Below are 24393 nucleotides of genomic sequence, written 5' to 3'. Positions count from 1 at the left end.
CGGTGAGATGATTTATTTGATGGGTTTCAGGATGCGGGTCGCAGGCATGATGAGACATTTCCGATTTTGCACCGCGATTGCCGTGGCGGCTTTGACAATGGCCGCCGCTGCGGTGCAGGCTCAGCAGCCGCCGGGGGGCGCGCCACCGCCGCCTGCCGTCACCGTGGTGACGATGACATCCGAAGATGTCACGCTGACCGCGACCCTGCCGGGGCGGGTTCTGGCCTCGGCCCAGGCGGAATTGCGCCCGCAGGTCAACGGCATCATCACCGAGCGGCTGTTTGACGAAGGCAGCTTTGTGAAACAGGGTGATCCGCTGTACCGGATCGATCCGCGCGTATATGAGGCCGCCGTGGCGCAGGCCGAGGCCGCGCTGGCGCAGGCCACGGCCACGGCAGGTTCCGCCCGGCGCGAGGCCGACCGCGTGGCTGCATTGCGTGACCGGCGCGTGGCCAGCGAACAGACCCAGGACAGCGCAGTCGCCGCCCGTGAGGCCGCCGAGGCCGCTGTCAAGGTTGCCGAGGCGCAATTGCTGACCGCCCGCATCGACCTTGAGCGGACGACGATCACCGCGCCTCTGGACGGGGTGATCGGGCTGGAACAGACCACGCGTGGCGCATTGGTGACGGCCAGTCAGCCGACACCGCTGGCGGTGATCCGGCGCATCGACCCGGTGCGCGTCGATGTGACCCAGTCGGCGGCGGAAATCATCCGCTGGCAACGCTTTGGCGCGCGCCGCAGCGTGCCCGAAACCATTGACCGGACTGTCAAGCTGCATCTGGCCGATGGCTCGGTCTATGAGCATACCGGCTTGCTGACGGCGGCGGAGGCCAATGTGGACGAGACGACGGGCGTCGTCACCCTGCGGATGGAATTCGACAACCCCGAGGCCTTCCTTCTGCCGGGCATGTATGTGCTGGCCGAGATCCCGCAGGGCGAACTGAAGGATGTCGTTCTGGCCCCGCAAGAGGGCGTGACCCGCGACCGCAGGGGCCGCCCCGTCGCGATGGTGGTGAACGATCAGAACATGGTCGAGGAACGGCAGCTCGATATCGTTCAGGATCGCGGGAACACCTGGATCGTGCGCGAGGGGCTGAAGGCTGGTGACCGGCTGATCGTCGAAGGGCTGCAAAAGATCGGCGTTGGCATGCCCGTCACCCCCGAAGAACGCGCGGCGGTACCCGATGCCCCGGAAGCCCCCGCACAGGGCGGCGAGCCCGAGGCACCAGCCGCCGGGGGCGAGGGTGGCGGTGACGCGGATGCGCCGGGTGGCGCGGCGGATCAGAACGGCAGCGGAAATTAAGCCCCGGACCAGCGAGGCAAGTCATGGCACGTTTCTTTATCGACCGACCGGTTTTCGCATGGGTGATCTCGATCATCATCATGGGCGTTGGCGTCCTGTCGATCCTGTCGCTGCCGATCGCGCAATATCCGCAAATCGCCCCGCCCTCGGTGACGATCCGGGCAAACTATCCGGGTGCTTCGGCTGAAACGGTGGCGAACACGGTCACGCAGATCGTCGAACAGCAGATGACCGGGCTGGACGGGCTGCGCTATATGTCCTCCAGTTCCGATGCGGCGGGCAGATCGACCACCACACTGACATTCGAGACCGGGACAGACCCCGATATCGCCCAGGTGCAGGTGCAGAACAAGCTGTCGGGCGCGACGACATTGCTGCCCCAGCCCGTGCAGCGGCAGGGGATCACGGTCGAGAAATCGGCGGCGGGCTTTCTGATGGTGATCGGGCTGATCGGCAATGACAGCTATGACCAGACCGACCTTGCCGATTACATGGTCGCGAACCTTGTCGATGACCTGTCCAGGATCGAGGGCGTCGGGGGCGTGCAGGTCTTTGGTGCCCAATATGCCATGCGCATCTGGCTGGATCCGTCCAAACTGGCCGCCTACGAGCTGACGCCTTCGGATGTGGTGGCGGCGGTGTCGGCGCAGAACACCCAGATTTCGGCGGGGGCCTTTGGCGACCGGCCCGCGCTGGACGGCCAGCAACTGAACGCCACCGTCACCGCGCAATCGTTGCTGAACACGCCTGCGGATTTCCGCCAGATCGTGCTGCGCGCTCAGCCGGATGGCGGGCTTGTGCTTTTGCAGGATGTTGCGCGGGTAGAGGTTGGCGCGGAAAACTATGCCGCCGAGGCGACCTATAACGGCCGCCCCGCCACCGGCATGGCGCTCAGCATGTCGCCGGGCGCGAATGCGCTGGACACGGCAGAACGTGTCAAGGAACGGATGGAGGAATTTTCCCAATTCTTCCCCGAGGGCGTCCAGTATGTCATCCCGTTCGACACCTCGCCCTTCGTGCAGATCTCGATCGAAGAGGTGGTCAAGACACTGATCGAAGCCATCGTTCTGGTCTTTATCGTCATGTATGTGTTCCTGCAAAGCTGGCGGGCGACGCTGATCCCGACTCTGGCCGTGCCCATCGTGCTGCTGGGAACGTTCGGGATCATGGCGGCCTTTGGGTTTACCATCAACACGCTGACCATGCTGGCCATGGTGCTGGCCATTGGTCTGCTGGTCGATGACGCCATCGTCGTGGTGGAAAACGTCGAACGCATCATGGAGGAAGAGGGCCTGCCCCCGCGCGAGGCGACGCGCAAATCCATGGGCCAGATCACCGGCGCGCTGATCGGGATCGCGCTGGTCCTGTCGGCGGTATTCGTGCCGATGGCATTCTTTGGCGGTTCGACCGGGGTGATCTATCAGCAATTCGCGATCACTATCGTGTCGGCCATGGGCCTGTCGGTGGTTGTCGCACTGACGCTGACGCCGGCGCTGTGCGCCTCGATGCTGAAACCGGCGCATGGCCCGCGCAAGGGGCTTTTCGGCCTGTTCAACCGCGGTTTTGACCGGACCAGCCGGGGCTATACCGGAGCGGTCGGTTGGATCGTGCGCCGTCCGCTGCGGGTTCTTCTGGTCTATGCGGGAATGGGCGTGCTGATGGCGATGCTGTTCCTGCGCACGCCGCAGGGCTTTTTGCCTGATGAGGATCAGGGCGTTCTGCTGGTGCTGGTGCAGGGCCCGACCGGAGCCACAACCGAGCGCACGACTGCGGTGCTGGAACAGGTCTCGGGCTATTTCATGACGCAAGAGGCCGAGTCGGTGGAATCGATGTTCGCCGTCGCCGGCTTCAGCTTTGCCGGACAGGGACAGAATACCGGCATGGCCTTTGTCCGCCTGAAGGACTGGAGCGAACGCCCGGATCCCGCGCAATCGGTACAGGCCATCGCGGGCCGATCTTTCCCGGCGATGATGCAGATCCGCGATGCAATGGTGTTCCCGGTGGTGCCGCCCGCCGTGATCGAACTGGGCAATGTGTCCGGCTTCGACATGTATTTGCAGGCGCGCGGCGGTCAGTCGCATGAACAATTGCTTGAGGCGCGCAACCAGATGCTGGGCATGGCGGCGCAAAGCCCGCTGATCGCGCAGGCCCGTCCCTCGGGGCTGGAGGATGCAGCCCAGTACCGGCTGAATATCGACTGGCGCAAGGCCGGGGCGATGGGGGTCACGGCCTCGGATGTGGCTGGCCTGATGCAGGTGGCATGGACCGGTTCCTATGTGAATGATTTCCTTGATCGCGGGCGTATCAAGAAGGTTTATGTTCAGGGTCAGGCCGACAGCCGTGCCGTGCCATCGGATTTCGATAAATGGCGCGTGCGCAACGCGACCGGCGGACTGGTGCCCTTTGCCAATTTCGCCGAGGGCGAATGGAGCTTTGGTCCCCAGGGCCTCAGCCGCTATAACGGCGTGCCGGCGATGCAGATTCAGGGCGGTCCCGCGCCCGGCGTGGCCACCGGCGAGGCCATGGCCGAGATCGAGCGTCTGGCAAGCCAGTTGCCCTCAGGGTTCAATGTCGCGTGGACCGGCCTCTCGCTTGAGGAACGCGATTCCGGCGATCAGACGACGCTGCTTTACGCGCTGTCGCTGGCGGCGGTGTTCCTGTGCCTTGCGGCGCTGTACGAAAGCTGGTCTATCCCGCTGGCGGTGATTCTGGTCATGCCCATCGGGATTCTGGGCGCGCTGATCGGGGCCTTTCTGGGGCGTTTCGACAATGGCGTGTTCTTTCAGGTCGGGCTGCTGACCGTGATCGGCCTGACCGGCAAGAACGCCATTCTGATCGTGGAATTTGCCCGCGAACAATCGCAGCATGGTGTGCCGCTGTTCAAGGCCGTGGTCGAGGCCGCGCGGCAGCGTTTCCGCCCGATCATCATGACCTCGATCGCCTTTTCGCTGGGGGTTCTGCCGCTGGTTCTGTCCGCCGGCGCGGGCGCGAATGGCCGCAATGCCATCGGCGCGACGGTGATGGGCGGCACGCTGGCCGCAACCTGTTTCGGCATCCTTTTCGCGCCGCTGTTCTATGTGCTGATGCGCCGCCTGCTGGGCCGGGGCGACAAGTTCGAGGACGAGGCGAAAGGCGCGACGGGCTGACAACGCCCCGGCCCCGGCACCGGCGGGAACAGGCCCGAATCCCGGCAATGGCAGTGGCGGCGGTTGCGCCACCGCTGCCGTTGCGTCATGTTTCCTTGTGTTTTCAACGGTAGGAGACTGGGTTACATGGCGGACAGAAATTCGACAGACGGGTTGCGTTTGGTTGAAGGGAACGAAGGCAACAATATCCTGAAAGGTTCGGTCAATGGCGATCTTATGTGGGGTTACGCCGGAAACGACATCCTGCGGGGACTGGGCGGTCGCGACGAGCTGCATGGCGACAGCGGTAACGATACCCTGATTGGCGGTCGCGATGGTGACCGGCTTTATGGCGACGACGGCAATGACCTGTTGAGAGGCGGGGACGGAAAGGACAGCCTGGAGGGTGGCGCGGGCAATGACATATTGCGCGGCGGCGTGGGCCATGACGATCTGGAGGGCGGGGCCGAGGACGACCGCCTGTTCGGCGGAAAGGGCAGGGACAGTCTGGAGGGCGGGATCGGCAATGACCGCCTGTTCGGAGGTGCCGGTCGCGACAGCCTTGAAGGCGGCGCGGATAACGATCTGCTGCGCGGGGGTGCGGGCCGCGACATTCTGGAAGGCGATTCGGGCGATGACCGGCTGTTTGGCGGTGACGGCAGCGATATTCTTGAGGGCGGCAGGGGCCATGACGTGCTGACCGGCGGGCGCGGCCCGGATCTGTTCAGGTTCGATCTCGGCGATGACAGCGCCCGGATTACCGATTTCACCAGGGGCCAGGACAAGCTGCATATCGACGATCTGAGCCGGGCCGAGGTGCAGGCCGTTATCGGCAGGGCCCGACAAGGCGCAGGCGACGCGCTTTTGCAGTTGGACGACAGCACCTCCATCACTCTGACTGGCGTCAGCGCGGCGGATCTGGACATCAGCGACTTCGCCTTCTGACACCGGATTCCTTCGGATTCTGTCAGATATTCGGGAACGCGAATGTGATCCTGCCCCTCCTTTCGCGCCCGTTGCCGGGTCAATGGTCTTTTGGCAATGTCACATTCCATTCCAGCCCGGGGACAAGGCATCATGGCAGAAATCTATGGCACTATCGGCAATGACACTCTGACAGGCACCAGCCTGTCAGACGAAATATCCGGGCTTTCCGGGGATGATATCCTTCACGGGCTTGCCGGAAATGACGAAGCACAGGGCGGTGACGGCAATGACGTACTGGCCGGGCATGCTGGTGACGATGAGCTGACTGGCGATTCCGGCAGCGACAACCTGTCCGGCGGCGACGGCAATGACAGCCTGGAGGGAGGAACGGATAACGACCTGCTGAACGGCGGTGCCGGGAACGACGACCTTGAAAGCGACGCGGGCGATGACCGCCTGATCGGAGTCAGCGGCGACGACACCATGGAAGGCGGCATCGGCAATGATACCCTGTCGGGTGCCGCCGGGCACGACAGCGTCGAGGGCGATGACGGCAATGACCGCTTGTTCGGCGGCGGCGGCAATGACACCATTGAGGGCGGCGTCGGTGCCGACATCCTGCTTGGTGGTGGCGGCCATGACAGTATCGAAGGCGGAGCGGACAAGGATGTGCTGCGCGCCGGGGCCGGCAATGACGACCTGGAAGGGGATGCGGGCAATGACCGGCTGTTCGGCGGCAATGGCAGCGACACGTTCGAAGGCGGTACCGGCAATGACTTTCTGGTCGGCGGGCGCGGCGCAGACGAGTTCAAATTCGATCTCGGCGATGGCCGCGACCGGATCGCCCGCTTCATGGATGGTCAGGACCGGTTGCATCTGGACGGGTTCGGCCAGGCCGATATTCAGGGCGTCATTGACAATGCCGACCATGTGAACGGCAACACGATCCTGCACATCGGCGTCAGTTCCACCATTGTCCTGTCCGGTTTCGACATTGCGCATCTGGACATGGGCGATTTCACCTTCTGAGCCCGCATTTCCCTTGTCGCGATTGCGTTGCGGCAGGGGATCGGCGAAGGGAATTGCTGTGCCGAGGCCGGGAAAGCCCGCCCGCATTCGGTCGTGTCGCGAATGCTGTGGGAATTCCCCGTTCAGGCGCTCGATGGCGTTTGTGGTCCGGGCGGACTTCCATTGCGCGGGATCAAGGCGGTTGAAGGTGACGAGCCGCGCCTTCGACCGCCACTCCGTCACCTTGCCCGTCTCGTCCTCGATCCGGGCGCGCGGCACCCGCACCGTTTCGGTGCCGAAGGTGCCGGTGAGTTGTCGTTCGCGGTGCCTGTGGCGATACCCTTTCGCCGGACCCTCGCCCCGACCGTAGCGCAGTCGGCCGAGAAAGCCGACAAGTTCCTCCTCGAATACGGCCTCGATGGTCGCGCGGACGCTGGCTCGCAGCCGCTCCTCGATCGGGTCGAACCCGGCCTCTCCGGCCAGTATAGCTGACGGAAGCCAATTTGATCATCAAATTGGCGCAGCATCGGCCATGGATGGTCTCTTGATGAAAGGTTGGTCTTCAGAAACCAAACCTTCCCACAATCCGGAGATTACCGTATCGGCAAAAAATCTGCCAAAGTAGTGCTATGCAGAAACCGCTCTCCATGTGATGACCCTGACCGAACCCCGACACGCGCGGCACACCGGTGCCTGCCGGGCGCGGCCCCGACACGTGCGGGCCTGTTGACCTTTCCCCCGGCCAGAGGTTAACCCGCACTGACATATCAGGAAGCGGATCATGAACCTTTTCACCGATCTTCGCGGCGTCGTTGTCGAGGCGCTGGATCAGATGGCGCAGGCGGGCGATCTGCCGCAGGGCCTTGATTACACAAATGTCGCGGTCGAGCCGCCGCGCGACGCGGCGCATGGCGATATGGCGACCAATGCCGCGATGGTGCTGGCCAAGCCCGCCCGCATGAAGCCGCGCGACATTGCCGAAAAGCTGGCCGCGCGGCTGACCGACCCCCGCATCGCCGGTGCCGAGGTCGCGGGACCGGGCTTTCTGAACCTGCGCCTTGCCCCGTCGGTCTGGCAGGGGGTCATTGTCGCCGCCCTGCGGCAGGGGGCAGATTTCGGTCGTTCGGGGATCGGTGCAGGCGAAAGGGTCAATGTCGAATTTGTCAGTGCGAACCCCACCGGGCCGATGCATGTGGGCCATGTGCGCGGCGCGGTATTCGGCGATGCGCTGGCCAATCTGCTGGCTTTCTCGGGCCATGACGTCACGCGCGAATATTACATCAACGATGGCGGCGCCCAGGTCGATGTTCTGGCGCGGTCGGCCTATGAACGTTACCGCGAGGCCAACGGTCTGGAACCCGAAATCCGCGAAGGTCTGTACCCCGGCGATTACCTGATCCCCGTGGGCGAGGCGCTCAGCGAGAAATATGGCGACACTCTGCTGGAAAAGCCCGAAGAGGAATGGCTGGCCGCGATTCGTGACTTTGCCACCGAAGCCATGATGCAGATGATCCGTCAGGATCTGGCCTCGCTTGGCGTCACCATGGATGTCTATTCCAGCGAAAAGGCCCTGTATGGCACTGGCCGGATCGAGGCCGCCATCGCCCGGCTGGAAAGCGCCGGGCTGATCTATCGCGGCGTGCTGGAGCCGCCCAAGGGCAAGCTGCCCGAGGATTGGGAGGCGCGCGAGCAGATGCTGTTCCGCTCGACCGCCTTTGGCGACGATGTGGACCGCCCGATCCAGAAATCCGACGGTGCATGGACCTATTTCGCGCCTGACATCGCCTATCACTGGGACAAGATCGAACGCGGCTTTGATCAGTTGATCGACGTGTTCGGTGCCGATCACGGTGGCTATGTCAAGCGCATGAACGCCGCCGTGCAGGCGCTGTCGAACGGGCGTGTGCCGCTGGACATCAAGCTGATCCAGCTTGTCAAGCTGTTCAGGAACGGCGAACCCTTCAAGATGTCGAAACGCGCGGGCACTTTCGTGACCCTGCGCGACGTGGTTGAAGAGGCCGGGGCCGATGTCACCCGCTTCATCATGCTGACGCGCAAGAATGACGCTGCGCTGGATTTCGACTTTGCAAAGGTTCTGGAACAGTCGCGCGACAATCCCGTCTGGTATGTCCAGTATGCCAGCGCGCGCGTTCATTCGGTGCTGCGCAAGGCGCATGAGGCGGGAATCGATGTGTCCAACGATGCGCTGATCGCCGCCGATCTGACGAAAATCAACCATCAGGCCGAACTTGACGTTGCACGTAAAGTTGCCGAATGGCCACGCCTTGTCGAACATGCCGCCCGTGCGCACGAGCCGCACCGCATCGCATTTTTTCTTTATGACATAGCGTCTGACCTGCATTCGCTGTGGAATCGGGGCAACGAAGAGGCCAGCCTGCGCTTTGTGCAAGAGGACGATTCTGCCACGACTCAGGCAAAAATCGCGCTGGTTCGGGCGGTTGGCGTTGTCATTTCGGGCGGTCTCGCTATCCTTGGGGTGACTCCGGTACAGGAGATGCGCTGATTCAACATGCGCCGCGCGTCGGGGAAAAAGAGCAGTCAACGTGAAAACCGGATCAACCGGCAGGCAGGCAGGCTATGGCAGTGATGGATTTCCGCGAGGGCGGATATGTATTTTCGCGGCACAAGGTGCGGCGCGAATTTTCTTATGAACAGGACGGCTGGGACGGCGATGTCTCGCAGGCTGACGACATGCGTTTCGCGGCAGATCCCGAAGGCAATGGCAGCCTGTCGGCGCGTCTGGCGCGTCTGACTCACTATCTTGGCGCGCTGGCCTCGGTCGGGCTGATGGTCGGGCTGCTGGTCTGGGGCTTTCAGCTTGTGTCGCGTGATGTGTCGGGCGTGCCCGTCATCAAGGCGATTCAGGGCGAAGCCCGCACAACCCCCGATGATCCGGGCGGCAAGCTGGCCAGCTATACCGGCTATGCCGTCAATCAGGTTGCGGGCGGGGCCGAGCCCGCGCCGACCGACCGTGTGGCGATCGCCCCGACAGCGACGGATCTGACCGATGCCGATGTTCCGATGGGTCAGCTTGGCGCGACGGCGCGACAGCCCGAAAACCCGTCGGAAACGCCGCTGAACTTTGACGGCGAACCGGCAGTTCCCATGTCCGACGCCGAAGCCAAAGCCTTGGCCGAGGCTCAGGCGGCTGCCGCCGCGGCCCGCGCCGCCGCAGCCCTTGCCGTCGAGGATGCCACCATCGTGGATGCTCCGGCCACCGAAGGCCCGGTGAACGAGGTCGTGACCGACGAGAACGGCGCCCCCGCCGAGGCCGATGCCATTGCTGCCGCCCTTGCCGAGGCGCAGGCGACGCCTGCCCTGACAAGCTCGGCCCGACCGTCCCCGCGCCCGCGCGGTGCCCGTGTCGTCGCCGCAGCGGCACCTGCCGCCGCTGCCCCGGCCCCGGCTGCACCGCAGGCCCGCCCGGCCGAGGCTGCGCCCACGTCGGCACCCGACGAGGCGCCGAAATCGGCCAGTGTCGCCTCGGGTGCGCCGCTGGTCCAGATCGGTGCCTTCGACAGCGATACCATCGCCCAAAAGGAATGGGGTCGGCTGTCGGGCAAGTTCGGCTCGTTGTTTTCCGGCAAGGGGCAGGTGATCCAGAAACATCAGTCGAATGGCCGCACTTTCTGGCGGCTGCGCGTGGCGGGCTTTGACACCCGCTCGGATGCGCAAAGTTTTTGCGCGGCGATGAAGGCCGGCGGGACCGATTGCATCGCAATCGCCGCGCCTTGATCCGTAACGCCGTGACCTGCAACGCCACGATCCTCGGCGGCATCGCCGGGACCAGCCTCGCCCCGGACGAGCGCGACTTTTTCCGCGCCGCCGATCCGTGGGGCTTTATCCTTTTCGGTCGCAATGTCGAAAGCCCCGGTCAGTTGCGCCGCCTGACGGGGGATCTGCGCGAGGCGGTGGGCCGCGACGCGGTGATCATGGTCGATCAGGAAGGCGGGAGGGTCCAGCGCCTTCGTGCGCCGCATTGGCGCGAATGGAGCCCGCCGCTGGATCAGGCCGGGGCGGGTGCTCGGGCGATGTGGCTGCGCTATCGGCTGATCGGCGCGGAATTGCGCGCCGTGGGCATCGACGCGGATTGCGCGCCCGGCCTGGACGTGGCGCAGCCCGGCACCCACCCGTTTCTGCTGAACCGTTGTCTGGGCTCTGACCCGGCATGTGTCGCGGAACTGGGGCGGGCGGCGGCGGATGGCCTGCTGGCCGCCGGTGTTCTGCCGGTGATGAAACACATGCCCGGCCATGGCCGCGCCGTTTCCGACAGCCACCACGACCTGCCGGTAGTGATGGCAGAGGCGGATGATCTGGACGCGGTGGATTTCGCGCCGTTCCGGGCACTGAATGACCTGCCGATGGGGATGACCGGCCATATCCGTTTCGCCGCGCTGGACGACGCGCCCGCCACCGCCTCGGCCCGGATCGTGTCGGTGATCCGCGACCGGATTGGCTTTGACGGGCTGCTGATGACCGATGACATCACCATGAACGCCCTGTCGGGATCCGAGGCCGAACGTGCCGCAGCCGCCATCGGTGCCGGTTGCGATCTGGTGCTGCACTGCAATCGCGGTGTGGCCGACATGGAATATGTCGTTGCGGCCGCTGGCCCGATGACGCCGCAGGCACAGCGCCGCGCCGATGCCGCGCTGGCGATGCGCCGCGCGCCCGAAACCTGCGACGCCGCCGCCCTGCTGGCCGAATACCGCGTATTGGTACCTGACGCCGCGACTGCTTGACTCGGGCGCGGCAAGCGCCGACTCTGCCCCCGGAACAAGGAGACCCGCGTGGCCGATGCCGACAAGATCGTTCCCTTCCTGCGCCCCGCCCCCGGCGGGCCGGACGCCGTGGATGTCGTCGCGCAGCGCCGCGCCGAAGAGGCGCTGATTGTCGATGTGGACGGGTTCGAGGGGCCGCTGGACCTGCTGCTGACACTGGCGCGGACGCAAAAGGTCGATCTGATGAAGATCTCGGTCCTGCATCTTGCGGAACAATATCTGGCCTTCGTCGAACAGGTCCGCAAGCTGCGCATCGAACTGGCCGCAGATTATCTGGTCATGGCCGCCTGGCTGGCTTTCCTGAAATCGCGCCTGCTGCTGCCCCCTGACCCCGCAGCCGAAGGCCCCTCGGCCGAGGAAATGGCCGCGCATCTGGCGTTTCAGCTTGAACGATTGGACGCGATGCGGCAAGCGGCGGCGCGGCTGATGGGACGTGACCGGCTGGGGATCAGCCGGTTTCAGCGCGGCGCGCCCGAAACCGTGGCGCGCAAGCGTCGCACCGAATGGCAGGCCGGGCTGATCGACCTGATGCGCGCCTATGCCAGATTGAAAACAAAGGAAGAATTTCGTCCCTATGCCTTTGACCGGCAGAACGTCTATAGTATGGAACAGGCGCTTGATCGCATGCGCCATCTGATCGGCTTTGCCGGGGACTGGACCGATTTGTCGGATTTCCTGCCCGATGGCTGGGAAAACCACGGAAAACGCCGCCGTTCCGCCACAGCCGCCACCTTTGCCGCCTCGTTAGAGCTTGCACGTCAGGGCAAGCTGGAGATACGGCAGGACCAAAGCTTTTCACCCATCACCATCCGACGCAAGCCGACGTGACCGATCTGACCGACGATATTCCCCCCTCTGCGCCCGACGCGCCCGCCAATTCGCCGGATTTCCCGCCACCGCCCATGGCGCAGCAGGAACGCATGGTCGAGGCGATCCTGTTCGCTGCCGCCGCGCCGGTCAGCATACGCGACCTGAGCCAGCGCCTGCCCCATGGCTGTGACCCCGCCGAAGCCATCGCCACGCTACGCCGCCGCTATGACGGGCGGGGGGTTGCGCTGGAACGGATCGGCGATGGCTATACCTTTCGCACGGCGGCGGATCTGTCCTTCCTGATGCAGGCCGAAACGGTCGAACAGCGTCGCCTGTCGCGCGCCGCGATCGAGACTCTGGCCATCATCGCCTATCACCAGCCCGTCACCCGCGCCGAGATCGAGGAAATACGGGGCGTCGCCGTCAGCCGGGGCACGCTGGACCAGTTGATCGAGATGGAATGGGTGCGCATGGGCCGCCGCCGGATGACCCCCGGTCGCCCCGCCACCTTTGTCGTGACCGAGGGGTTTCTGGATCATTTCGGCCTGGAATCGGCGCGCGATTTGCCGGGGCTGGCCGAATTGCGGGCGGCGGGTCTGCTTGAAGCGCGTCCGCCTTCGGACGGGCTGGGTCTGATCCGGCCCGAACCGGACAGTGAGAGTGACGGGGACGGGGAGGGGGACGAAGGCCCGGACCTGCCCGAGAATGATCTGTTCGGGGATGACCAGTTCCCGCGATGACCCCGCCCCCCGATTTCGAGATCTTTCTGGTTGCCACCCCCGGACTTGAGGCTCCGCTTGCCGCCGAGGCGCGGGCCTTGGGCTGGTCCCCTGTGCCGCAGCCGGGCGGGGTGACGATCCGGGGCGGCTGGCCGGATGTGTGGCGTGCAAATCTGATGCTGCGTGGGGCGACGCGGGTTCTGGCGCGGGTGGGCAGCTTTCGCGCGCTGCATCTGGCGCAACTGGACAAGCGGTCGCGCAAATTCCCGTGGGATCAGGTGTTACGCCCCGATCTGCCGATCCGGGTCGAAACGACCTGCCGTGCCAGCCGCATCTATCACGCGGGCGCGGCCACGCAACGCATCGAACGCGCCATCCGCGAGGAACTGGGTGCGCCCGTTTCGGCGGATGCCGGGATCGTGGTCAAGGTGCGGATCGAGGACGATCTGGTCACGATCAGTCTGGATAGCTCGGGTGAATCGCTTCACAAGCGCGGCCATAAAGAGGCCGTCGCCAAGGCCCCGATGCGCGAAACCCTGGCCGCGATGTTCCTGCGCGAGATGGGTTTTGATGGCAGCCAGCCGGTTCTGGATCCGATGTGCGGATCGGGCACATTCGTGATCGAGGCCGCCGAAATCTCTCTTGGCCTTGCCCCCGGTCGCAGCCGCCGCTTTGCCTTCGAGGATCTGGCCAGCTTCGATCCCGCAGCATGGCAGGCAATGCGCGGCGCAGCCCCCTCGCGCGCGTCTGGCCTGCGGTTCCTTGGCAGAGACCGCGACGCGGGCGCGATTCGGATGAGCACGGCCAACGCCGCGCGGGCAGGCGTGGCCGGATACACCAGCTTTGCCTGCTGCCCGGTCAGCGACCTGATGCGCCCCGAAGGGCCTGCCGGGCTGATCGTGGTCAACCCGCCCTATGGCGCGCGGATCGGCAACAAGGGACCGCTGTTCGGGCTGCATGCCGCGATGGGACAGGTGTTCCGCGACCGCTTTCAGGGCTGGCGCGTTGGCATCGTGACCAGCGAGGCGGGACTTGCCAAGGCAACCGGCCTGCCATTTCAGCCGCCTGGCCCGATCATCGCTCATGGCGGCCTGAAGGTCCGGCTGTGGCAGACCGGCCCGCTGTAACCAGCCCGCCTGAGACGACCCCTGATTTCGGGTTATAACCTTTTGATCTGACGCGGATGCTGCGCAGCGTTTGTGATCAAAACTGTTTTCATCAGCTATATCTGCCACCAACCCTGCCTGGCATGGCCTGTTTTCCGGAACGCTCGGCCGTCAGGGCTGTGGGTCTGATTTCTCGTGCGGGTGCCGCAGGTTCGGAAGGCGCAAGCAGGGAAAATCCTTGAGGCAGGCTGTTGCTCCACCCCTGTACGACCGCCGCAGCGCCGGCCTTCATCGCCGTTTCGACGGCATTGATCAGGAAGGGACGACCGGGCACTGCGACCCGTGGGAAGGGCGGGCACACGCCTTCGGGCTTGTCGCGGCCGAAATGCGCAGGCACCAGCCGCGAACCGGGCGCGGACTTGCACAGGGCTTCGGCGTAGAAACATCCCAGATCGAAGGTCAGCGCCCAGAATTTCGGGCGCGGGACCGTGCCATGCAGCGCCTTGTGCTGCGGTTCCTGACTGGGTTCGGCCAGCCTTGCCAGCAGGTGTTCAACCTCTTCCCAGTCCTGCGGACAGGGGCGGGGACGCAGATTATAGCGCGCCAGAAATGCCTTGCCGATCCGCGCCCGCCCTTCCGCCATGGCGAAAAGGCGATCACAGGCAGGCAGGGCAAGCTCGGGCGGCATGACATGCGAAATAACCGGATCGCCGGGCAGGGACAGTGGCCGCCAGTCGCCATACTCTACCGCATAGTTTCCCTGTTCGTGCAGTGCATCAGAAAAACGTGGCTCGAACCCGGACCGCCATTCCCTGCGGAACAATCTGTCTTTTAACCAGCCCAGCATCTTGTCAGGCAATTCCGGTCAAATTTCTGCAATCCGGCACATCAATGGTGTCAGACCGCATTTGCGGGCGCAAGCTGCCCATGCGAGGCGGGGTTCTGCTTCCGGACGGCACTGTCGGCTACCTTATACACGGCTTTCGGTTGAAGCCATTGGCCGTAATAACCGCCCTTCGTGCAAGCTGTTGCAAGCAAGCTGCCACTTATTTGCGACAATTCGCCGAAACAGAGGATCCGAGTCGGCTGACCACCGCGACTGGCGGCATTTGCCTACCCGATCAGCGTCTTGCGCAGCATGTTCAGTGCGACCAGCATCAGGAAGAATGCGAAATAACGCTTCAGCCGCGCCGCGTCGGTACGATGGGCCAGGTTGGCACCGATCGGGGCAGTCAGCAGGGTCATGGAAATGGTGATCAGAAAAGCCGGCAAATTGACCGATCCGACGGTCAGCGGCGGCGGGTTTCCGACCGGCAGGAACAGAAAGGCCACGACCGAGGGCACCGCGATCAGAACCCCGAACCCCGCCGCCGTCGCCACCGCGCGGTGAATGGGCCGGCCATGCAGCGTCATCAGCGGAACGCCGATGCTGCCGCCGCCGATCCCCAGCAGCACCGAGACAAAGCCCGTCGCCGGGGCCATCACCGCCCGCCGCCACCCCGAAGGCATGTCATCGGCCAGCCGCCAATGCGGCCGTGACAGCGCCATATAGGTCGAAATCACGATGACCAGCCCTGCAAAGATCAGTTGCAGCGTATGGGTGCGCAACGACCCGACCAGCAGCACTCCGGCCAGCGCACCGATGCCGATGCCCGCAGCCCACCCTTTCAGCACCTGCCAATCGACAGCCCCCTTGCGGTTATGCGCCAGAACCGACCGCGCCGAGGTGACGATGATCGTCGCCAGCGATGTCGCCAGACAGGCCTGCATGACATCCGGCCCGCCATAGCCCGCCTGTGTGAACACATACAGAAAGGCCGGAACCAGCACGATACCGCCGCCGACGCCAAGCAACCCGGCCAGCACTCCGGCAAAGGCACCGGTCGCCATCAGCAGCACAAGGGGGAAAACATATTCAGCCATGCCCCGCCGCTTAGCTTACCCGCCCGGCAGATGCCAGAGCCGACCTCAAGCCGCCGCGCGCCCGACCTGCGCCAGAGCCGCGTCATAGACCTCGATCCCGCCAGAGGACGCACCCTCGGACAACACCCGCCGCCAGCCGCGTGCACCGGGCTGGCCATGGAACAGGCCCAGCATGTGACGCGTGACCTGATGCAGCCGCCCGCCACCGGACAAATGGGTCACGATATAGGGCCGCATCGCCTCGGCCACCTGCGTGGCCGAACCAAAGCGCGGTGCCTGCCCCCACAGCGCATCGGCCTGCCCCAGAATATCCCAAGGTCGGTGATAGGCAGCCCGCCCGATCATCACCCCGTCCATGACCCGCAGATGATCGCGCGCCGCGTCCAGATCGCCAATCCCGCCATTCACCGACAGATGCAGGTCGGGAAACTGCGCCTTCATGTGATGCACCAGCGGGTAATCCAGCGGCGGCACCTCGCGATTCTCGCGCGGGCTGAGGCCCTGCAACCATGCCTTGCGCGCATGGATCGTGACCCGTCGGATGCCCGCCGCACGCATCCCATCCAGAAAGGCGGGCAGAACCTCTTGCGGATCCTGATCGTCCACCCCGATGCGGCACTTGATCGTCACTTCGACGGGACTGACTTCGCGCATCCCGGCCACACAATCCGCGACAAGCGCGGGTGTTTTCATCAAGACCGCGCCAAAACACCCCGATTGCACGCGGTCGCTGGGACAACCGACATTCAGGTTGATCTCGTCATAGCCCCAATCCGCCGCTGCCCGCACAGCCTGCCGCAATTCCCCTGGATCCGAGCCGCCAAGCTGCAACGCCACCGGATGCTCGGCCGCGTCAAAACCCAGCAGCCGCCCCCGATCACCATGAATCACCGCCAGAGCCGTGACCATCTCGGAATAAAGCAACGCCCGCCGCGACATCAGCCGGTGAAAGAACCGGCAATGCCGGTCGGTCCAATCCATCATCGGGGCAACGGATAGTATATGTTCCTGATACTTCATGATTTTATCATTATCTCATTGCGCGGCGGCGTTTGCACCCCATTCTACGGTCGTAGATGTCCTTTTTGCCATGTTCGATTGCCTGTTACACATATAGGGCAGACGAAAATGGCTATCACCTTAGTTGATAGGAACGACTGATCAAACCATAGGAACAAAAGATTTCTTCTATCGTCTGACTTTCGGAATAGTGAGGGAAATTCTTCAACCGGGTCGGACGGATGGCGGTCAAACTTCGCGAATTCGGGTCTTATACGGTCGGCGGTTCCATCGTGAAATCCGACCGGGGCGAGCGTCGGCCCGTGCGCTTTTCGCGTGACAGCGGCTATGTCCACGACCCGCGCGGGCATTATTCGGTCGGGCATGTCTATGTGCAGTATTTCATCCCCGAAGACCGCCGCCCCGGCCCGCCTTTCGTGTTGGTTCATGGCGGCGGCATGCATGGTTCGGCCTGGGAGACCACCCCCGACGGTCGGCCCGGCTGGGTCAACCTGCTGGTCGGGCGGGGATACGAGGTGCATGTGCTGGACAATGTCGAACGCGGCCGTTCCGGCTTTGCGCCCCTGCATTTCGAAGGCGATCCGATCATCCGCACGATGGAGGAAACCTGGGATCTGTATCGGCTGGGCGAGGCTGCCGATTTCGCCACGCGTCGGCCCTTTGCCAACCAGAAATTCCCGGTCGAAGCCCTGGAGGCGCTGGCCCGGTCCACCGTTCCGCGCTGGCTTAGCACCACGGCGTTGCAGATCGACGGGCTGGCCTCGGTGCTGGAACGGCTGGGGCGCGCGGTGCTGGTCTGCCATTCGCAAGGTGGCCAGATCGCTTTTGACGCCACCGAACGGCACCCCCGGCGCGTGGCCGGGATCATCGGCGTCGAACCCTCGACCCTCGCCCGCGATCTGGCGCGGATCCGGGATATTCCGGTGGTGATCCTTCAGGGCGATTTTCTGGACCGTCAGGATCGCTGGATCACGCGGCGTGCCGAATGGCATGCCTTCGTGGACAGCCTGACCGCCACCGGAGGGCGCGCGTGTCTGATCGACACGGTGGCCGAAATTGCCCCCGGCGGCAGCCACAACCTGATGATGGACCGCCACAATGCCGAATGTCTGGACCACGCCCTGCACGCGCTGGAGAGGTTGGCGGCGGCAGCCCCCGCGTGACGGCTGCTGCTGCGGTGGAGGCGGCGCAGGATCCTATCCGCGCCCCTCGAAGCGGACGAAATCCATCACACTGCCCTGCCGGGGTTCGACCTCGGCCCAGGTGTCGATCTGGAAATCCACCACCAGCGTCGCGCAGGTCGGAAAGCGCCGGAAATCCGGCTCCAGCGGCGGTCGCGCGGGCAGCAGCGCCGCCAGTTCCGCGATGCCGGGATTATGTCCCAGCATCACCACGCAGGGATGCGAGGCGGTGCGCAGGATCGTCAGCATCTTTTCGGCGCTGGCATGATACAGGCCGGGCTCGAACCGGATCAGGGGGCGCACCTCAAGGGGGGCACCGGCGATCATGTCCCATGTCTCGCGCGTGCGGCGGGCGGTGGAACACAGCACTTCTTCGGGCTCATAGCCCCGGCTGACCATCCAGTCCCCCAGAGCCAGCGCCGAACGGCGACCGCGATTGTTCAGCGGCCGGTCGTGATCGGCCAGCCCCGGATCGTCCCAGGCCGATTTCGCGTGACGGGTCAGGATCAGCCGTCGATGTCCAAGTGGGGTCATGGTTGGAACTGCCTCATGGTCCATGCCGAATATTCCGGCAGCCTGCCACAGCACTTGCCGAAGGGGCAAGCATTAGGATTGTCGCAGCGGTCGCTGTTACAACCCGCTTTCACCCTGCCGCAGCCCGCGTGGCTTGACCCGCGGCTCGGTCGAGCGGATCAGACTGCCCGCGCCATGTTCGGTAAACAGTTCCAGCAGGCAGGCATTGGCCACCCGTCCATCCAGAATCACCACTGCCCGGACCCCGTCTTCCAGGGCCTTCAGCGCGGTTTCCGTCTTTGGGATCATGCCCCCTGCGATCTGGCCATCGCCGATCATCGCCCTCACCTGTGCCGGATCCAGCGCCGTCACCACTTGTCCCGACGCATCCTTGACCCCCGCCACATCGGTCAGCAGCAACAGCCGGTCGGCCTGCAATGCCCCGGCAATCGCGCCCGCAGCGGTGTCGCCATTGACGTTGAAGGTCTCGTTATCGGCCATTCCGGTCGCGACCGGCGCGATGACCGGAATCATTCCGGCGCTGTACAGGTCACGGATGATCTGGACATTCAGCTCGACCGGGCGGCCGACAAAGCCCAGTTCAGGGTCGTCCGCCTCGCAGACCATCAGGTCGTCATCCTTGCCGCTGATCCCCACTGCGCGCCCGCCCTGATCGTTGATCGCCTGCACGATTCGCTTGTTCACAAGGCCGGACAGCACCATTTCGACCACTTCGACGGTTTCCTTGGTGGTCACGCGCTTGCCGCGCACGAAATTGCTTTCGATTCCCAGCTTGCCCAGCAACTCGTTGATCATCGGCCCGCCGCCATGCACCACGACGGGGTTCATGCCGACTTGCTTCATCAGCACGATGTCGCGCGCGAATTCGGCCATTGCCTCGTCATCGCCCATGGCATTGCCGCCGAATTTCACGACGACCACCGCGCCGGAATAGCGCTGAAGATAGGGCAGGGCCTCTGACAAGGTACGGGCGGTAGCGATCCAGTCACGGTTCATGTTCTGCGTTCTCATTCTGGGGCCCTTATGACTCGGGACGGACCCTAGGACGCATCGGCGGATCAGTCCAGACCGGCAATGATCGCGCGCAGCGTCGCGATGCCCTGTCCCTTGTCGGAAGAGGTCACGACCAGTTGCGGAAATGCGGCCGGATGTTTCTGCAATTCGTCCGCGACCTGCGCCAGAACCGGAGTGATCGCGTTCGGCCCCAGCTTGTCAGCCTTGGTCAGCACCACCTGAAAGGGCACGGCGGATTTGTCCAGCAGGGTCATGATTTCGTGATCCACGGGCTTGATGCCATGGCGAGAATCAATCAGGCAAAAGGCGCGGCGCAGGGTCGGGCGGCCCGCAAGATAGGTTTTCAGCAGCGCCTGCCATTTCGCCACCACCGAGACCGGTGCCTTTGCAAAGCCATAGCCGGGCAGATCGACCAGATAGCCGCGATCCCCAAGGGTGAAATAGTTGATTTCCTGCGTCCGCCCCGGCGTATTGCTGGCGCGCGCCAACCCTTTGCGGCCCGTCAGCGCATTGATCAGGCTTGATTTTCCGACATTGCTGCGCCCGGCAAAACAAACCTCGGGGCGGTCGGCGGACGGCAGGCCGTCCATCGCGACTACGCCTTTCAGGAAATCGACCGGCCCCGCGAACAGCAGACGCGCATTCTCGGCGGCCTCGGCCTCGGGTTCAGGGGCGGTGGGGAAGGCGACTTTCATGCGGTGATCCCGTCTCCGGTGGCAATGGTGCCGTCGGTAAGAATTTCGGCATAAACGCCGAAATCCGTGTGGCCGTACAGCCGTTCCAGCGTTGCGATCATATCGATGTCGCGCCGACCGGTGGCAGTGTCCGCGCTGGTGGCGTGGCAGCGGCCGATCTGTTCGGTCACGCGCAGGCTGACCGCACCGATGCGGATCACCTGCCCGATCAGATCTCGTTCGGCATGGGCGCGCCAGCCCGAAACCCACAGATTGCCGCGCCAGCGGTCGATGCCAAGCGGCTGGCTGCAGCGGGCCTCAAGATCCGCCAGGCTGTCCAGCGACAGGATCGAAACAAAGGGCGCCCGGCTGTCGGTCCAGATGCCCGCGCCCCGGACCAGCCGCGTCGGCGCCGGCTGGTCGGCAGGCCAGAGCGGGCGCAACCAGTCGATCAGCGCCGCGCCTTGCGTTTCGGGATCGACGCTCAGATCGGGCCGGTCGGGGTGCCTCAGCACAAGGCGGGTGCCCTGCCAGCCGCCGCTGACCGCCTGCAACGAGGCCGAGACGACTCCGCGCAGGAAACAGCTTTTGGGCAGCCAGCGATCCGGCTGCCCGTCAGTCTCGCTGGCCCGCGCGTTGCGTTCGCCAGCCTCGGTAAGCACCGCCCATTCGCGGTCTCCGGGCAGGCGCTGGCCCGCCCGCAGGGTTACATGCGCCAGCCCCTCGCCGCCAACCGATTTGACCGGATGGCGGCGGATATGGGCCAGATATGCGCTCACTTGTCCTTGCCCTTGCCACCCTTGGCGACGGCCTTGGGCCGTTTCGGCATCGAGGATTTGATATTGCCGAAGAAATCGGGCCGGTGGCCGTGCATGGTCATGATCGTATATTGCTGGATGATCGTGATCGTGTTGTTGGTGATCCAGTACAGCACCAGACCCGAGGCAAAGCCGCCCAGCATGAACATGAAAATCCACGGCATCCAGGCAAAGATCATCTTTTGCGCCGGATCGGCGGGGGCCGGGTTCAGCTTTTGCTGCATCCACATGCTGATGCCCAGAACGATGGCCAGCGCGGGCAGCGACAGCGAATGCAGCAACGTGCCTTGCGCAGGGGGCGCAAAGGACAGCAGGCCAAACAGGTTCAGCAGGCTGGAGGGGTCGGGTGCCGACAGGTCGCGCAGCCAGCCGACCCAAGGGGCGTGACGCAGTTCGATGGTGACGAATATCACCTTGTAGAGCGAAAAGAAGATCGGGATCTGCAACAGCACCGGAAGGCAACCCGCGGCGGGGTTCACCTTCTGGGATTTGTACAGCTCCATCACCTCTTTCTGGTATTTCATCCGGTCATCGCCAGCGCGTTCCTTGATTGCCTCCATCTCGGGCTGCAATTCCTTCATCTTCGCCATCGAGACATAGGATTTGCGCGCCAGCGGAAAGACCAGCAGCTTCAGGATGAAGGTAAGGGCGATGATCGACCAGCCCATATTGCCGATAAAGCCATGCAGCCAGTGCAGGATGCGGAAGATCGGCTTGGTCAGGAAATAGAACCAGCCCCAGTCGATGGAATCGACGAAACGCTGGATGCCGGGGGTTTCCTGATAACCGTTGATCAGTTCCCAGACCTTCGCGCCGGCGAACAGATAGCCCTTGTTCGTGGCCGTCGCGCCGGGTTGTACCGTTTGCATCGGATAGCGCGCCTCGGTCTGATAGATGTCGGCACCATCGGCGTATTTGACCACCGCCGTGAAGGGCTGGCCGGGCGCGGGCGCAAGCGTCGTCATCCAGTATTTGTCGGTAAAGCCGACCCAGCCGTTTTCCTTGACCTCGACCACCTCGGCCCGCCCCTCTCGGGCGACCGGGTCCAGATCGGCGATATTCTTGTATTTCAGTTCGATCAGCTCGCCATCATGCATCCCGACCGCGCCCTCGTGCAGGACATAGAAATTCTGCGTGTCGGGGCGGCCATGGCGGGCGATCAAGCCATAGGGCGCAGCGCTGAAAGCGGCGCTGCCGTTATTCTGGACGGATTGCGTGACGGTGAACAGGTAATTGTCGTCCAGTTCGAAAACGCGGCTGAAGATCTGCCCCGCGCCATTGTCCCAGACCAGCGTGACCGGCTTGCCGGGGGCCAGCGTGTCGCCGCTGGCCACGGACCAGACGGTCGTCGGGCCGGGTACCAGCGCCGGATCGGTGCCGGTGCCGGGCGTCCATCCGTAAATGGCGTAATAGGGTTTCGATCCGGTCGTGTCGATGGCCGGATCCGCCGTCGCCGAGGAGGGCGCCAGCAGCCTGACGGCGGGCGAGTTGTCATCCAGCGTCTCGTGATAGCGGGTCATCAGCAGATCATCGATGCGCCCCCCCGCCAGCGAGATCGAGCCCTTGAGCGAGGGAGATTCGATCTGGATGCGCGCAGCCTTCACCTCGGCCTCGCCCGTGGCGGCGGCCGCAAGATCGGTGGTTGCTGCGGTCGTGCCCGCTGGAACGGCAGGCGTTACGACCGAGCCATCCGCGCCCTGCGCGGCGACCGGCTGATCGGGTTGCGCGGGTGCTGGCGGTTCCGGGGTGAAGACCGTGTACCAGATCAGGATCACCAGAAACGACAGAACCGTCGCCAGGATCAGATTGCGGTTATTGTCTTCCATTCCACTACCACCGTGATCGCGTCAGTCGCGCCGGTTCAACAGAACAGGCCATCAAAGGTCAAGCGGATTTGCCCCATCCGGCGCGTTTGGGCCGCAAATCCCGAAGCTTTTACCCCGGATCACCCTCTTGCCGGATCGCGCCGCGCCGACTGCTGCGCCGTCCGGCCTAAGCAGGATTTCCGAAAAGTGGCCACCGGTTTTCGGATAAAAATCCCGCAAAATCAAACAAGCCTAAGCAGGCATTCGTGGGCAAAGCCACGAATATCTGCTTAGCCGGTTTTGCGCTGCTCCAGCCGGGGCAGGCGTTCGACCCGATTCGCATGGGCAGTCAGAAAGTCCATGGTTTCGCGCAGCGGCATGGGATGGGCGATGGCATAGCCCTGCACCTCGTCACAGCCGAGTTGCGCCAGAAAACTGTGTTCTTCCTGCGTCTCGACGCCTTCGGCCAGCGCCGCGATGCCCAGACGTTCCGCCAGCGCAAGAATGGCCAGAACCATCCGTTGCTGGGCCGGGTCCACGTCGCAGGCAATGATAAAGCTGCGGTCGATCTTGATCCGGTGGATGCCGAATTTGCGAATCGCATCCAGGCTTGCATAGCCGGTGCCGAAATCGTCCAGATCCAGCCGGCAGCCCGCCGCCGCCAGCCGCGACAGGTTCTCGCGCGCCTCGCCGCTGCTGGTCACGGGACCGACGCTTTCCAGAATTTCCAGCACCAGTCGTTCAGGTGCAAGATTGCGCCTTTCAAGCTCTTGCAGCAGGCTGTCGGCGAAATCGGCCTTGCCAAGTTCGCAGTTAGACACGTTCAGCGCCACGGTAGGCACATCATGGCCCGCCTCGTCCCAGTGTTTCAGCGCCGAAAGCGCCTGTTGCAGTATCGCCAGCGTCAGGGCGTGATGATCGGCATTGGTCATGCCCGGCATGAACGCACCCGGAGGCAATGTGCCCCGGCTGGGATGATGCCAGCGGGCCAGCGTCTCGAACCCGGTGACGCGGCCGGTATGACAGCAAAGCTGAGGCTGGAAATAGGCGACCATCTGCCCGGTCTGGGCCGCCTGCGCGATCGAGACGGGCAATTGCTGGGGCAGGTTGTCGGGATGCGCCTCGAACATATTGATGCGGCCAAGCTCGCCGGGGCGCAGGCGGGTCAGTTGCTGGAGGCCCTGATCGATCATCATCACCTTGGTCACACCGTTCCCGGCGATTACCACACCGGTCAGCACAGGCGTCACCCGCTGTTCCGAGACCGACAGCGCCGCCTGCCCCTTTTCCTGCAAACGCTGCCCGATACTTAACGCATGGGCGTCGGTCTTGCCGCGCAGGCGGATCGCAAAGACGCCCGGCGCGACGATTTCGACCGCGTCATGGGGGCGCAGCGCGCCGCCCAGCCTGATCGACAGGCGCACCATCAGATGCGCAATGCCGGACTGACCCAGATGCTGCGAAAGCAGAGGCAGGTTTTCCAGACGCAGCAACAGGATGAAAAACCGCTTGTTGCCCTCGGCCTCGGCATGGGACAGGTGCTGACACAACGCGCGCCATGCCCTGACTGGAAAACTGTTCGACATATTGCCCCCGGCATTACCAACTCTGGCAGGATTAGCGG

20 protein-coding genes and 1 pseudogene are annotated in these 24393 nt (G+C 64.1%); 11 read left to right on the top strand and 10 right to left on the bottom strand.

What is annotated here, in order from left to right:
• The first annotated feature begins 49 nt into the window (after positions 1-49).
• The 4 genes from ACK5L9_RS18135 (at position 50) to ACK5L9_RS18120 (ending at position 6384) form a co-directional block, all read left to right on the top strand.
• Complete coding sequence (locus ACK5L9_RS18135; protein WP_416912866.1) at positions 50-1303, top strand: efflux RND transporter periplasmic adaptor subunit; 1254 nt, start codon at positions 50-52, stop codon at positions 1301-1303.
• Between the two features lie 23 nt (positions 1304-1326).
• Positions 1327-4449, top strand: coding sequence for an efflux RND transporter permease subunit (locus ACK5L9_RS18130; RefSeq protein WP_416912855.1), 3123 nt, complete (start codon positions 1327-1329; stop codon positions 4447-4449).
• A 126-nt stretch (positions 4450-4575) separates the two neighbouring features.
• Positions 4576-5373 carry a calcium-binding protein gene (locus tag ACK5L9_RS18125; protein ID WP_416912854.1) on the top strand — a complete coding sequence of 266 codons (798 nt, stop codon included), beginning with the start codon at positions 4576-4578 and terminating at the stop codon, positions 5371-5373.
• A gap of 132 nt (positions 5374-5505) precedes the next feature.
• A complete protein-coding gene (locus tag ACK5L9_RS18120) occupies positions 5506-6384 on the top strand; it encodes a calcium-binding protein (RefSeq protein WP_416912853.1) in 879 nt (292 codons plus the stop codon).
• Positions 6385-6558: 174 nt separating this feature from the next.
• Here the strand turns inward: ACK5L9_RS18120 and ACK5L9_RS18115 are convergent.
• A pseudogene (locus ACK5L9_RS18115) lies at positions 6559-6849 on the bottom strand (transposase); the annotation flags it as partial.
• A gap of 295 nt (positions 6850-7144) precedes the next feature.
• Here ACK5L9_RS18115 and argS point away from each other — a divergent pair.
• The 6 genes from argS to ACK5L9_RS18085 all read left to right on the top strand — a co-directional run bounded on the left by argS (position 7145) and on the right by ACK5L9_RS18085 (position 13821).
• Positions 7145-8887, top strand: a complete 1743-nt coding sequence (gene argS / locus ACK5L9_RS18110) for an arginine--tRNA ligase (RefSeq protein WP_416912852.1) — start codon at positions 7145-7147, stop codon at positions 8885-8887.
• A gap of 74 nt (positions 8888-8961) precedes the next feature.
• On the top strand, positions 8962-10119 hold the full coding sequence (locus ACK5L9_RS18105; protein ID WP_416912851.1) for an SPOR domain-containing protein: 1158 nt from the start codon (positions 8962-8964) through the stop codon (positions 10117-10119).
• Positions 10116-11126 carry a glycoside hydrolase family 3 N-terminal domain-containing protein gene (locus ACK5L9_RS18100; RefSeq protein ID WP_416912850.1) on the top strand — a complete coding sequence of 337 codons (1011 nt, stop codon included), beginning with the start codon at positions 10116-10118 and terminating at the stop codon, positions 11124-11126. The genes ACK5L9_RS18105 and ACK5L9_RS18100 overlap by 4 nt, the downstream gene beginning before the upstream one ends.
• Positions 11127-11204: 78 nt before the next feature.
• Positions 11205-11993 carry a segregation and condensation protein A gene (locus ACK5L9_RS18095; protein WP_416912865.1) on the top strand — a complete coding sequence of 263 codons (789 nt, stop codon included), beginning with the start codon at positions 11205-11207 and terminating at the stop codon, positions 11991-11993.
• Positions 11994-12067: 74 nt separating this feature from the next.
• On the top strand, positions 12068-12715 hold the full coding sequence (scpB, locus tag ACK5L9_RS18090) for an SMC-Scp complex subunit ScpB (protein ID WP_416912864.1): 648 nt from the start codon (positions 12068-12070) through the stop codon (positions 12713-12715).
• A complete protein-coding gene (locus ACK5L9_RS18085; protein ID WP_416912849.1) occupies positions 12712-13821 on the top strand; it encodes a THUMP domain-containing class I SAM-dependent RNA methyltransferase in 1110 nt (369 codons plus the stop codon). The genes scpB and ACK5L9_RS18085 overlap by 4 nt, the downstream gene beginning before the upstream one ends.
• A 91-nt stretch (positions 13822-13912) precedes the next feature.
• On the opposite strand, the gene ACK5L9_RS18080 is transcribed toward ACK5L9_RS18085, so the two are convergent.
• The 3 genes from ACK5L9_RS18080 to dusA form a co-directional block, all read right to left on the bottom strand.
• Entirely contained in the window at positions 13913-14623 is a 711-nt protein-coding gene (locus ACK5L9_RS18080) for a hypothetical protein (protein WP_416912848.1), read from the bottom strand.
• 290 nt (positions 14624-14913) lie between these two features.
• Entirely contained in the window at positions 14914-15723 is an 810-nt protein-coding gene (locus tag ACK5L9_RS18075; RefSeq protein ID WP_416912847.1) for a sulfite exporter TauE/SafE family protein, read from the bottom strand.
• A 45-nt stretch (positions 15724-15768) separates the two neighbouring features.
• Positions 15769-16743 carry a tRNA dihydrouridine(20/20a) synthase DusA gene (dusA, locus tag ACK5L9_RS18070; protein WP_416912846.1) on the bottom strand — a complete coding sequence of 325 codons (975 nt, stop codon included), beginning with the start codon at positions 16741-16743 and terminating at the stop codon, positions 15769-15771.
• A 221-nt stretch (positions 16744-16964) separates the two neighbouring features.
• Between dusA and ACK5L9_RS18065 the strand changes: the two genes are divergently transcribed.
• Positions 16965-17906, top strand: coding sequence for an alpha/beta fold hydrolase (locus tag ACK5L9_RS18065; RefSeq protein WP_416912845.1), 942 nt, complete (start codon positions 16965-16967; stop codon positions 17904-17906).
• Positions 17907-17939: 33 nt separating this feature from the next.
• On the opposite strand, the gene ACK5L9_RS18060 is transcribed toward ACK5L9_RS18065, so the two are convergent.
• The 6 genes from ACK5L9_RS18060 to ACK5L9_RS18035 all read right to left on the bottom strand — a co-directional run bounded on the left by ACK5L9_RS18060 (position 17940) and on the right by ACK5L9_RS18035 (position 24355).
• Positions 17940-18458 (bottom strand): SixA phosphatase family protein, encoded by a 519-nt coding sequence (locus ACK5L9_RS18060; RefSeq protein WP_416912844.1) that lies wholly within the window; start codon positions 18456-18458, stop codon positions 17940-17942.
• A gap of 96 nt (positions 18459-18554) precedes the next feature.
• Positions 18555-19454 carry an acetylglutamate kinase gene (gene argB, locus ACK5L9_RS18055; RefSeq protein WP_416912863.1) on the bottom strand — a complete coding sequence of 300 codons (900 nt, stop codon included), beginning with the start codon at positions 19452-19454 and terminating at the stop codon, positions 18555-18557.
• Positions 19455-19516: 62 nt separating this feature from the next.
• A complete protein-coding gene (yihA, locus tag ACK5L9_RS18050; protein WP_416912843.1) occupies positions 19517-20167 on the bottom strand; it encodes a ribosome biogenesis GTP-binding protein YihA/YsxC in 651 nt (216 codons plus the stop codon).
• Entirely contained in the window at positions 20164-20925 is a 762-nt protein-coding gene (locus tag ACK5L9_RS18045; protein ID WP_416912842.1) for an MOSC domain-containing protein, read from the bottom strand. Before ACK5L9_RS18045 ends, yihA begins: the two co-directional genes overlap by 4 nt.
• Positions 20922-22790, bottom strand: a complete 1869-nt coding sequence (gene yidC, locus ACK5L9_RS18040; RefSeq protein ID WP_416912841.1) for a membrane protein insertase YidC — start codon at positions 22788-22790, stop codon at positions 20922-20924. Before yidC ends, ACK5L9_RS18045 begins: the two co-directional genes overlap by 4 nt.
• Positions 22791-23059: 269 nt before the next feature.
• Positions 23060-24355 carry an EAL domain-containing protein gene (locus tag ACK5L9_RS18035; protein WP_416912840.1) on the bottom strand — a complete coding sequence of 432 codons (1296 nt, stop codon included), beginning with the start codon at positions 24353-24355 and terminating at the stop codon, positions 23060-23062.
• Between the last annotated feature and the right edge of the window lie 38 nt (positions 24356-24393).

Source organism: Paracoccus sp. (in: a-proteobacteria) (assembly GCF_047973135.1).
Classification (GTDB): Bacteria; Pseudomonadota; Alphaproteobacteria; order Rhodobacterales; family Rhodobacteraceae; genus Paracoccus.
This window is presented reverse-complemented; position numbering and strand designations above follow the sequence as displayed.